The following is a 10,372-nucleotide window of genomic DNA, read 5'->3' as shown; positions in this document are numbered from 1 at the left end:
CGCGCGCGTGGACTACGCCCAGGTCCGCGGCGCCAAGCTGCCGCTGCTCTTCGAAGCCGCGGACAACTTCCTCGCCGGCCGCAACGGCGGCGGGCGCTCCCGCTTCGAGCGGTTCTGCCGCGAGCAGGCCGGCTGGCTCGACGACGCCGCGCTCTTCGGCGCCCTGCGCCGCCGCCATAACCTGATCTCCTGGAACCGCTGGCCGGCGGAGCTGGCGCGCCGCGAGCCCGCCGCCCTCGAGCGGGCCCGCCGCGAGCTGGCTGCCGAGATCGACCGCACCCGCGTGCTGCAGTTCGCCTTCTTCGAGCAGTGGCGAGCCTTGCACCGCGCCTGCACCCAGCGCGGCATCCGCATCATCGGCGACCTGGCCATCTTCGTGAACTACGACAGCGCCGACGTCTGGACCCACCCCGACCTGTTCAAGCTCGACGCCGCCCTGGAGCCGGAGGTGGTCGCGGGCGTGCCCCCGGACGCCTTCTCCGCCACCGGCCAGCGCTGGGGCAATCCCGTGTACCGCTGGGACGTGCTCCAGGCCCGCGGCTACGACTGGTGGGTGGAGCGCATGCGCTGGGCCTGCCGTGCCTGCGACATCATCCGCCTCGACCATTTCCGCGGCTTCGAGAAGTACTGGGAGATCCCCGCCGCCGAGCCCACCGCCGTCCACGGCCGCTGGGTGGAGGGTCCCGGCGACGACCTCTTCCAGGTGCTGGGGCAGGGGCTGGGCGAGTTGCCGTTCATCGCCGAGGACCTGGGTTTCATCACTCCCGAGGTCCACGCCCTGCGCCGCCGCCTCAACATCCCCGGCATGCGGGTGATGCAGTTCGGCTTCGGCGACCCCGGCGCCCACATCTACCTGCCGCACAAGTTCGAGCCCAACACCGTCGCCTATACCGGGACCCACGACAACGATACCCTGGTGGGCTGGTGGAAGACCGGGGCCACGGACGGGGAGCGCCGCGCCGTGCGCGCCTATTTCGGCGAGCCCGCCGACGGCATCCATTGGGCGTTCATCCGCGCCGCCGCGGCTTCGGTGGCGGAACTGTGCGTCGTTCCCATGCAGGACGTCCTCGGCCTCGACGGTTCCGCGCGCATGAACGTGCCTAGCCGTTCGGAAGGCAACTGGACTTGGCGGCTGTCTCCGGAGGCGCTGACGCCAGAGCTGGCGCGGAAGCTGGCCGATCTGGCGACCGCTACCGATCGCATCCCTACGGTCCGGGAAGTCCCGCAGCGGCGCCGCGGCGAGAGCGAGGAAGAACCCGCCGCCTGAGCTGCTCACTTCCGCGGGCGCAGAGCGCAGCTCGCTTCCGGCATGCCGCTGCCCTGGAAATACTCTTCCACGGCGGCGCCCACGCGCTCCATCTCGGCCGCCGGCACCTGCGTCTGGTACGACTCGAAAAGATGGCGCTCTTCCTTGCGGATGTGGGCGGAGAGCGTCTCGGCGAAGCGCTGCAGCCCTGGGGCGTCGAGCGAGCGGACCGCGGCCTGTTGCGCCAGGGCGCGCAGCCGAACGTGCTCGGCCAGCAATTCGTCGACCAGGATGCGCAACCCCGCCTGCCGCCGCGCCACCGGAAACAGAAGCTTCTCCTCCGCTTCGAAGTGATAGCGGACCTCGCTCTGGAAGAGCTGCTCGATCTCCACCTGCCAGGCCGTCAGTTGCTCCGGAGAAGGCGCTCCGCTCTGGAGATCGCGCTCCAGCCGAACGCACAGCGCCAGCGCATGCTGGTGCTGGCGGGAGAGCGGGATCAGGTTGCGGTCGCGCAGCATACCCTCATTCTAGCGCTTGACTCGCCAGGGAGCGGGCGCTAGCATGCCCGCGCGTAGAAGTTGCGGCCTCGATTCTCTCTCCGAGGTGGCCGATGGCCGGAGTCAATCCCCGTAGGATCGTGCTGGGCGCCCTGCTGGGCGCCGTGGTATGGAACCTCTTAGGCTACGTCGTGGACGGGGTGGTGCTGGCGCCACGCTATCCCGCCGCCCAGGCCGCCGGGCACTACCTCAAAGAGCCGCGCTATCCCCTGTTTGCGCTCTACTGGATCGTGACGATCTTTCTCGTGGCCTACATCCTGGCGTGGTTCTACGCTGCCATGCGCGCGACCATGGGCCCCGGCCCCCGAACCGCCCTGAAGATCGGCTTCTTCGCCGGCTTTGCCATCGCCTTTCCCATGAGCCTGGCAGAGGCCGCCTGGCTGCCCGTGGACCGCATTTTCGTCTTCTGGCACATGGTGGACCTCTGGGTTGGCGCTCTCCTGGCTACCTTCGTCGCGGGCTGGGTCTACAAGGACTGATCCTCGAGACCGAGCCCGCTTTACTAAAGCCCCGCCAGCGTCGAGAATGGTAGGTTGCATTCCGCGATTCCAGGGAAGCGACGAGCGCCCGGGCGCACCCCGCCAGGGCTGGAGGAAGCCTCATGACCGTGGCCACCGGTGAACTCATCCGTCTGATGAATTACGTGGACGATATTTCCAGCACCTTGCGGCGCATCAACACCAGCCTGCCCTTCCTCAGCGACGACGAGAAGAAGCGCCTGGCCGACTATATGCGCAAGTCGGATCCCAACTTCGTCACCCTGCTGCAGACACTGGAGAGCGAAAGCAAGCGTGCCTGAGGTACGCACGATCGCGGTGATCGGCGCCGGGCCGGTGGGGCAGAGCATCGCCCAGGCCGTGGCCCGCGCCGGGTACCGCACCCTGCTGGAGGACCTGCTGCCCGCCAGCCTGCGTCGCGCCGAGGCGGGCATCCGCCGCCTGCTCGATCGGATGGTGGAGCAGGGCCGGACGACCCGGGCGCAGGCCGACGCCGCCCTCGGCCGCATCCAGTACACCCGCTCGCTGGAGGAGGCCGCCCGCGCCGCCGACCTGGTGATCGAGGCGGTTCCCGACGAGCTCGAATCCAAGCTCGAGATCTTCCTCCTGCTCGACAAGATGTGCCGCCCCGGCACCATCCTGGCTTGCAGCAGCGTTACTCTTCCTCCCAGCGAGATCGCCTCCACAACTTGGCGCCGGGGGCGGTGCTTGGGGCTGCGCTTCAGCGATCCGGCCGCTGGGCCCGCGCGAATCGAGATCGTGCCCACCCGCGAAACCGAGGACGAAGTCGTCGTCGCCGTCACTGCGGTGGCGCGACTCATCGACGGGAGCGCCGCTCTCGTCCCGGAATCCGCAGCGTTCATCCCTGCCGGCACTCCCGAAGCCAAGAGCTAGGCCCACCACTTTCCCGATAACCTTTCTCTCTCTCTCCGGTCTAACCGGCAGGTTTTCCGAACTGGGCAGGCTCGTTTTTCGTCCTGATCGGATAGGACGCTCGGCCGCGAGTTCCTGCCCCTGGGGTGAGACCATGCGCCTGCTGCTCGACATCTTCTCCCAGACCCTGCGCACGCTGTGGGCGCACAAGCTGCGCTCCTTCCTCACCATGTTCGGCATCGCCTGGGGGGTCTTTTCGCTGCTGCTGCTGGTAGGGATGGGCGAAGGCTTCCGCACCGGCAACAAAAAGCAGCTCGACACCATCGGCGAGAACATCATGTTCCTCTTCGGGGGGCGGATTCCCGCCGCTCCCGGCAGCCACACCGCCAGCCGCACCTTCCAAGTCACCTACGCCGACTACCTCAGCATCAAGAACCAGGCGCGCGAGGTCCGCTACGTCACCCCGGTGCTCATCCGCGGCGACATGCGCATGAACTACGACAGCCAGAGCACCAACGGGCAGATCCTCGGGGTCACGCCCAACTACAACAAGCTGCGCTTCATGCCCATGCTGGACGGGCGCTGGCTGGACGAAAACGACGACGCCGACCACCACTACGTGGTGGTGCTGGGCAACGAGCTCTACAACAACCTCTTCAACGGCAAGCGCGCCATCGGGGCCACCGTGCTGCTCAACGGCTACCGCTTCGTGGTGGTGGGCACCTGCAAGAAGATGCGCGGCGAGGCCAGCGCCACCGACATGCGCGCCTTCATCCCCTTCAGCGTGATGCGGGAGCACTTCCCGCTGGCCGACGCCGACCATCCCGACTCCCCCGATTCCATCACCTACATCAACTACCAGCCCAAGGACCCCGACCGCGACCTGGAGACGCGGCGCGAGGTGCGTGTGCTGGTGGGCCAGAACCACGGTGGCATCGATCCCGACGTGGACGACTACTGGTTTGACTGGGACACCATCGACCAGTTGCGCACCACCGGCAAGATCTTCGACGCCATGAACACCTTTCTGGGGAGTGTGGGGCTGGTCACGCTGCTGCTGGGCGCCATCGGGGTCATCAACATCATGCTGGTGGCGGTGGGCGAGCGCACCCGCGAGATCGGGTTGCGCAAGGCCCTGGGCGCCACCAACGGCAGCATCCTGACCCAGTTCTTCCTCGAGGGCGCCTTCCTGACAACGCTGAGCGGCAGCATCGGCATCGTGGCCGCGTGGCTGGCGATGATCCTGCTGGGCAAGCTGCCCACCCCGCCCGGCTTCGATCCCCCGCAACTGGTTCCCTCGTCGGCGGCCATCGCCGTGCTCTCGCTGTCGCTGGCCGGCATCGTGGCTGGGCTCTATCCGGCGCGCAAGGCCGCCCTGCTCACCCCGGTCGAGGCCCTGCGCCAGGAATAAGGAGGAGGTAAGGTCATGGTCCGCGATCTGCTCTCCGAATCGGTGGAAGCCATGCGCTTCAACCGCCGCCGCACCGCTCTGACCATGCTGGGCATGGCCTGGGGCATCGCCACCGTGGTGCTGCTGCTGGCCTATGGCTCCGGCTTCCAACTCGCCGTCGAGAACATCTTCGCCAACTTCGGCACCAAGCTGATCGGGGTCTTTCCCGGACGCACCTCGCTGCAGGTGGGCGGCAACAAGGCGGGGGCCGAGGTGCGCCTCACCATGGATGACATCGATCGCCTGCGCACCAACGTCGCCCTCATCAAGCGCATCTCCCCAGCCTTCTGGAAGCAGGGCAAGATCGCCCGCGACGAGCGCAACTACGAGTGGTCGGTGGCCGCGGTCGCTCCCTCCTTCCAGCAGATCCGCAACTTCGAGATCGACTACGGCCGCTTCTTCAACCAGGAGGAAGTCAACCAGCGGGCGCGCGTGGTAGTGCTGGGCTCCGACGCCAAAAGCAAGCTCTTCTCCGGGCAATATGCGGTCGGCGACACCGTCCGCATCGACGGCCTCACCTTCGAGGTGGTCGGCGTCCTGCGCCCCAAGATGCAGGAGGGCAACAACGACGATATCAACACCCAGGTCTATATCCCCTACACCACCATGGGCGACCTGACCGACACCCGGTACCTGGGCGGCATCTGGATGGACTACGAGGGCATGGACTACGATAAGGTGGAACAGTCGGTGCGCAGCGTGCTGGCCAACGCCCACGGTTTCGATCCCCACGACAAGCGCGCCGTCTACGTGGCCAACGTGCTCAAGGACCTGACCCAGTTCCACATCATCACCACCGGGCTGAAGATCCTGCTGGCCTTCATCGGCACTCTCACTCTGGGCATTGGTGGCGTGGGGCTGATGAACATCATGCTGGTCTCGGTGCAGCAGCGCACGCGCGAGATCGGGACGCTGAAGGCGTTGGGGGCGCGCCGGCGCTCCATCCTCTTCCAGTTCCTGGCCGAGGCCCTGACCATCACCGGGCTGGGCGGGCTGCTGGGAGTGCTGCTGGCCTACCTCATCTCCCTGGCGGTGGGCTCGTTGACGCTGTACAGTGCGGTGGCCAAGCACGCCGACGCCGGCGACATCCGCCTGGCCATCTCGCCTACGTCGCTGCTGACCGCCCTGGTCATCCTGGGGCTGGTAGGAGTGGTCAGCGGCATGCTGCCGGCGGTCAAGGCCTCGCGCCTCGACCCCATCGAGGCCCTGCGCTACGAGTGACCGCTGGTGGTGCGGCGCCGGCCGCACGACGGTGTCAGCCTGAGGCCCTTTCGGGGTCGCAGGACCTCGCGCAGCCGCACAGTCCCGACCGACCACACTCCCTCTAATTCGCCGGAGAAGCCCGCCCGGGGACTTGACCGGGCCGGGAGCGTCGCCGCGATCACGTGCGCAGGAAGTCAAGGGCCGCTTCTGCTACAGTGAGTGCTGCAGCCGACGCCGTCGCCGGAACCGCGGCGGCCTTTGCTTCGTATTGCTTAGCAGGAGCGGCCGACGCGCCGGGGATGGCCATCATGCGGGTGTTCCTCGACATCTTCCTCCAGATCCTGCGCACCCTGTGGGCGCACAAGCTGCGCTCCTTCCTGACCATGTTCGGCATCGCCTGGGGGGTGGGCTCCCTGCTGCTGCTGGTGGGGGTGGGCGAAGGCTTCCGCACCGGCAACGAGCGGGAACTGAGCGAGATCGGCCAGAACATCATGTTCATCTTCCCCGGGCGGGTGCCGGCGGTGCCGGGGCAGGGGCAGGGCATGCGCCGTTACTACCTCACCTACCAGGATTACCAGGAGATCGCGCGCCTGCCGCACGTGCGCTACGCCTCGCCTCTGCTGCTGCGCAACGACATCCGTGCGGTCAGCGAGTTCCAGAGCTCCAACGGCCAAGTCACCGGGGTGCTGCCCATCTTCGACCAGATCCGCTACCTGCCCATGGGCAAGGGGCGCTGGCTCAACGACCTCGACAACGAGCAGCGCCGCAACGTGGCCGTGCTCGGCTACGAGATGAAGCGCAACCTCTTCCCCGACGATGAGGCCCCCATCGGCAGGCACATCCTGCTCAACGGCATCCGCTTCCAGATCGTGGGCGTGCTCTCCAACTTCACCAAGGACGAGAACAACTCCACCAACGTCCGCGCCTTCATCCCCTACTCCACCATGGCAGTCTATTTCCCCATGAAGGGCATCGACACCCCCGACGCCGTCACCTTCATCAACTTCCAGCCCACCAGCCGGGAAGAGCATACGCTGGCCAACGAAGAGGTCCACAAGGTGGTGGCCCGCAACCACAACTTCGACTGGCACAACGAGGACGCTTTCGAGGAGTGGGACACCATCCAGAACGCGGAGATGGTGGGCAAGATCTTCGACGCCATGAACTACTTCCTGGGCTTCGTGGGCATCGTGACCCTGGCCCTGGGCGGCATCGGCATCATCAACATCATGCTGGTCTCGGTGAGCGAGCGCACCAAGGAGATCGGGCTGCGCAAGGCGCTGGGCGCCACCAACCGCAACATCCTCACCCAGTTCTTCCTGGAGGGGGTGATGCTGACGGTGGTCAGCGGGGGCATCGGGTTCGCGGCCGCGGCCGGCCTGATGGCGGCGCTGCACCAGTTGCCTTCGCCTCCGGGCTTCGATCCCCCCACCCTGGTGCCGTTCACTGCCATGCTGGCGATGGCCTGCCTCTCGCTGGCCGGCATCGCTGCCGGACTCTATCCCGCACGCAAGGCCGCGCAGCTGGAGCCGGTGGAGGCCTTGCGGCAGGAGTGAATCATGCTGCGTGACCTCCTCCAGGAAGCCTACGGCGCCATGCGCTACAACCGGCGGCGCACCGCCCTGACCCTGCTGGGCATGGCCTGGGGCATCGCCACCGTCATCCTGCTGCTCTCCTACGGGGCCGGCTTCGGCGTGGCCATCGACAACATCTTCGCCAACTTCGGCGCCAAGGTGATCGCCGTCTTCCCCGGCCGCACCTCCATGCAGGCGGGGGGCGCCAAGGCCGGCGTCCAGATCCGCTTCCCGCTCGACGACGTGGACCGCCTTTCCAACTCCGTCCCCCTCATCAAGCACATCTCCCCCGACGTGGACCGCCAGATGACGGTGGTGGCCGACAACCGCTCCTTCGACTTTCCGGTGTCGGGCAACTACCCCAACATCCAGAACATCCGCGTGCTCAAGCCGGAGGTGGGCCGCTTCTTCGATGAGGAAGACGAGCTGCAGCACGCGCGCGTGGCCGTGATCGGCTCGGAGGCCAAGAGCAAGCTGTTCAGCGGCCGCTACGCGGTGGGCGAGTACATCCGCATCAACGGCCTCAGCTTCCAGGTGATCGGCGTGCTCGCTCCCAAGATGCAGGAGGGCAACGACGATATCAATCGCATCGTCTACATCCCCTTCACTGCCATCGGCGACCTGGTCAACACCCAGTACATCGACGGCATGTGGATGGACTACGAAGGCATGGACTACGAGCGGGTGGAGGACATGGTGCGCGGCACCCTGGCCGAGGCCCACCAGTTCCGCCCCGACGACCACCGCGCCATCTTCCTCTTCAACTCCATGCGCCAGGTCTCGCAGTTCCGCATCATCACCGCCGGGCTGCAGATCCTGCTGGCCTTCATCGGCGCCCTCACCCTGGGCATCGGTGGAGTGGGGCTGATGAACATCATGCTGGTTTCGGTGCAGCAGCGCACCCGCGAGATCGGGGTGCTCAAGGCGCTGGGCGCGCGCAAGCGCCACATCCTGCTCCAGTTCCTCTCCGAAGCCCTGGCCATCAGCTTTGCCGGCGGCGCCATCGGCGTGGTCTTCTCCTTCATCATCGCCAAGTCGGTGGGCTCGCTTACCCTCTACAGCGCCCTGGCCAAGAACGCCGAGGCCGGCGATATCCACCTGATCATCGATCCCGGCAACCTCCTGGTGGCCACCGGGATCCTGATCTTCGTGGGCATCATCAGCGGCATGGTGCCGGCCATCCGCGCCTCCCGCCTCGATCCCATCGAGGCCCTGCGCTACGAGTAAGATCCACCGCTGAGATCGCAGAGAGCGCAGAGGACTCCGGATTTCACGGCCCACTCTTGCATCCTGGCGGCAGCGCGCCACCGTGGCACATCTCGCAGGGCGGCATTTGGGTTAGCCTGGGGCGTAAACGCCGGGGTGGGGAGCGGAGAACCTCCGAGCCCCGGCAGGGGCGGCACGCTCCCATTTACAATCGAGCCGTGTCCCAAGCCCCCAATCCCCGCCTGCAGCGCGTGCTGGAGCAACTGCGCCTCTACGAGCACCCCCTGCTCGACTTCGACGCCCGCGCCAAGGGCGAGGGCGTGGAGGTGGTCATCCGCTTCAAGGATCCCAAGGTCAAGGTCCACACCTACTTCTTCGAGCTGCATCCGCGCGACCTCGACCACCCGTCCTTCGAGTGGCACTTCCAGCGTCAGCTCTACGACTGCCTGCACGACTACTTCGTCGAGATGTTCACCCGCACACCCCAGGACCGCAAAGACCGCCAGGCCCGGGAGCGTTCGTGAGCCTGCGCGCGGTGATCGAAGAAGAGGTCCGCCAGCGCGGTCCCATCCCGTTCTCGCGCTACATGGAGCTCTGCCTCTACCATCCTGAGCTCGGCTACTACAGCCGCCCGCAGGAGAAGTTCGGCAAGGCCGGCGATTTCTACACCGCGAGCGACGTGCACGCCGTCTTCGGCCGTCTGCTGGCCCGGCAGTTCGAGGAGATGTGGCGCGCCCTGGACTCGCCCCGCAGCTTCGTGATCTGCGAGCTGGGCCCCGGCCGCGGCTTGTTCGCCCGGGACGTGTTGGACTGGTGCGCGAAGAAGTTCCCCGCACTGCACGAAGCTCTACGCTTCTCGCTGGTGGAGAATTCGTCCGATCTGCGCCAGCGCCTGGCGGAGCGCTTCTCAAGGGAGATTGCCGCAGGGCGGGCCGAGGTCTGCGCCTCGCTCGAAGAGTCGCGCGGGCCGCTTGCGGATGCCGTCGTCTTCGCCAACGAGTTCTTCGACGCCTTGCCCGTGGAGGCGGTCACCCCGGAAGGGCAGGTGTATGTGGACGTCGAGGATGGGAAGCTGGTCGAGCGCTTTCGTCCGCCCTCACCCGAGGCGCACGCCTTCCTCGACCGCTACGGCGTCCGGCCGGAGCCGGGCGAGCGCGTCGAGGCCCCGCTGGCGGCGATGGGCTCCATGCAGAAGATCGCATCCCGGCTGACCCGCGGTTTTGCTGTCATCATCGACTACGGCTACACCCGGGAGGAGCAGCTTGCCGGGCGCCATCGCGGCACGCTCATGACCTATCGCCAGCACACCGCCGGCGAGGATCCCTACGAGGCCCCCGGCGAGCAGGACATCACCGCCCACGTCAACTTCACCGCCCTGCGCGCGGCGGCTGAGGCGGCGGGCCTCGAGAGCCTCGGCCTGCTGACCCAGGCGCAATTCCTCATGGGTATCGGCCAGGTCGACGAACTCGCCGACGCCTTCGAACCCTGTCTCCTGCCTCAGGAGCGCGCCAAGGTGACGCTCCAGCTCAAGCATCTGGTCACTCCGGCAGGCATGGGGGAGACCTTCCAGGTGCTGGTGCTGGCCCGCGGCGTGGAAAAAGAAAAGGCCGCTCGCTTGAGCGGCCTGGCCTTTGCCCGGTAACCGTCGTCCGCCGGCTGTTAGTTGCCCTCCGTGGGCTTCGCACCCCGGTAGGGCGTGGAGAGATACTTGCGCGCCTCTTCCAGCGCGTTCTGGGTGTTGTCGTTCGTCTGCAGGGCCTGGCGGT

11 protein-coding genes are annotated in these 10,372 nt (G+C 66.9%); 10 read left to right on the top strand and 1 reads right to left on the bottom strand.

All coding sequences use genetic code 11. From position 1 onward, the window contains the following. Positions 1-1,267 (top strand): 4-alpha-glucanotransferase (gene malQ / locus VEG08_05570; protein ID HXZ27454.1); only part of this gene is annotated, 1,267 nt, incomplete at its 5' end. 5 nt (positions 1,268-1,272) lie between these two features. Here malQ and VEG08_05565 read toward each other — a convergent pair. Next, positions 1,273-1,764: a hemerythrin domain-containing protein gene (locus tag VEG08_05565; protein HXZ27453.1), complete on the bottom strand. Its 492-nt coding sequence runs from the start codon at positions 1,762-1,764 to the stop codon at positions 1,273-1,275. A 92-nt stretch (positions 1,765-1,856) separates the two neighbouring features. On the opposite strand from VEG08_05565, the gene VEG08_05560 reads away from it, so the two are divergent. From VEG08_05560 to VEG08_05520, 9 genes are all read left to right on the top strand, one after another. After that, the gene (locus VEG08_05560; GenBank protein ID HXZ27452.1) at positions 1,857-2,282 is read left to right on the top strand and encodes a hypothetical protein; all 426 of its coding nucleotides are present in this window, start codon (positions 1,857-1,859) and stop codon (positions 2,280-2,282) included. A 122-nt stretch (positions 2,283-2,404) separates the two neighbouring features. After that, positions 2,405-2,602 carry a hypothetical protein gene (locus VEG08_05555; GenBank protein HXZ27451.1) on the top strand — a complete coding sequence of 66 codons (198 nt, stop codon included), beginning with the start codon at positions 2,405-2,407 and terminating at the stop codon, positions 2,600-2,602. After that, positions 2,595-3,194, top strand: coding sequence for a 3-hydroxyacyl-CoA dehydrogenase NAD-binding domain-containing protein (locus VEG08_05550; protein ID HXZ27450.1), 600 nt, complete (start codon positions 2,595-2,597; stop codon positions 3,192-3,194). The genes VEG08_05555 and VEG08_05550 overlap by 8 nt, the downstream gene beginning before the upstream one ends. Before the next feature lie 133 nt (positions 3,195-3,327). Beyond that, the gene (locus VEG08_05545) at positions 3,328-4,584 is read left to right on the top strand and encodes an ABC transporter permease (protein ID HXZ27449.1); all 1,257 of its coding nucleotides are present in this window, start codon (positions 3,328-3,330) and stop codon (positions 4,582-4,584) included. 15 nt (positions 4,585-4,599) lie between these two features. After that, positions 4,600-5,844 (top strand): ABC transporter permease, encoded by a 1,245-nt coding sequence (locus VEG08_05540; GenBank protein ID HXZ27448.1) that lies wholly within the window; start codon positions 4,600-4,602, stop codon positions 5,842-5,844. Between the two features lie 290 nt (positions 5,845-6,134). After that, positions 6,135-7,382, top strand: a complete 1,248-nt coding sequence (locus VEG08_05535) for an ABC transporter permease (GenBank protein HXZ27447.1) — start codon at positions 6,135-6,137, stop codon at positions 7,380-7,382. A 3-nt stretch (positions 7,383-7,385) separates the two neighbouring features. Next, positions 7,386-8,627, top strand: coding sequence for an ABC transporter permease (locus tag VEG08_05530; GenBank protein HXZ27446.1), 1,242 nt, complete (start codon positions 7,386-7,388; stop codon positions 8,625-8,627). Positions 8,628-8,824: 197 nt separating this feature from the next. Continuing rightward, positions 8,825-9,130 carry a hypothetical protein gene (locus VEG08_05525; GenBank protein ID HXZ27445.1) on the top strand — a complete coding sequence of 102 codons (306 nt, stop codon included), beginning with the start codon at positions 8,825-8,827 and terminating at the stop codon, positions 9,128-9,130. Next, a complete protein-coding gene (locus VEG08_05520; protein HXZ27444.1) occupies positions 9,127-10,248 on the top strand; it encodes an SAM-dependent methyltransferase in 1,122 nt (373 codons plus the stop codon). Before VEG08_05525 ends, VEG08_05520 begins: the two co-directional genes overlap by 4 nt. Positions 10,249-10,372: the final 124 nt, after the last annotated feature.

It is taken from the genome of Terriglobales bacterium, assembly GCA_035624475.1.
Classification (GTDB): Bacteria; Acidobacteriota; Terriglobia; order Terriglobales; family Acidobacteriaceae; genus DASPRL01.
Note: the sequence above shows the minus strand (reverse complement) of the source record. Positions and strands in the feature narration are given on the sequence as shown.

Coding starts and splice junctions, on each gene's coding strand:
- VEG08_05530 (HXZ27446.1), top strand. CDS start 7,386: ATGCTGCGTGACCTCCTCCAGGAAGCCTACGGCGCCATGCGCTACAAC.
- VEG08_05565 (HXZ27453.1), bottom strand. CDS start 1,764: ATGCTGCGCGACCGCAACCTGATCCCGCTCTCCCGCCAGCACCAGCAT.
- VEG08_05545 (HXZ27449.1), top strand. CDS start 3,328: ATGCGCCTGCTGCTCGACATCTTCTCCCAGACCCTGCGCACGCTGTGG.
- VEG08_05540 (HXZ27448.1), top strand. CDS start 4,600: ATGGTCCGCGATCTGCTCTCCGAATCGGTGGAAGCCATGCGCTTCAAC.
- VEG08_05535 (HXZ27447.1), top strand. CDS start 6,135: ATGCGGGTGTTCCTCGACATCTTCCTCCAGATCCTGCGCACCCTGTGG.
- VEG08_05555 (HXZ27451.1), top strand. CDS start 2,405: ATGACCGTGGCCACCGGTGAACTCATCCGTCTGATGAATTACGTGGAC.
- VEG08_05560 (HXZ27452.1), top strand. CDS start 1,857: ATGGCCGGAGTCAATCCCCGTAGGATCGTGCTGGGCGCCCTGCTGGGC.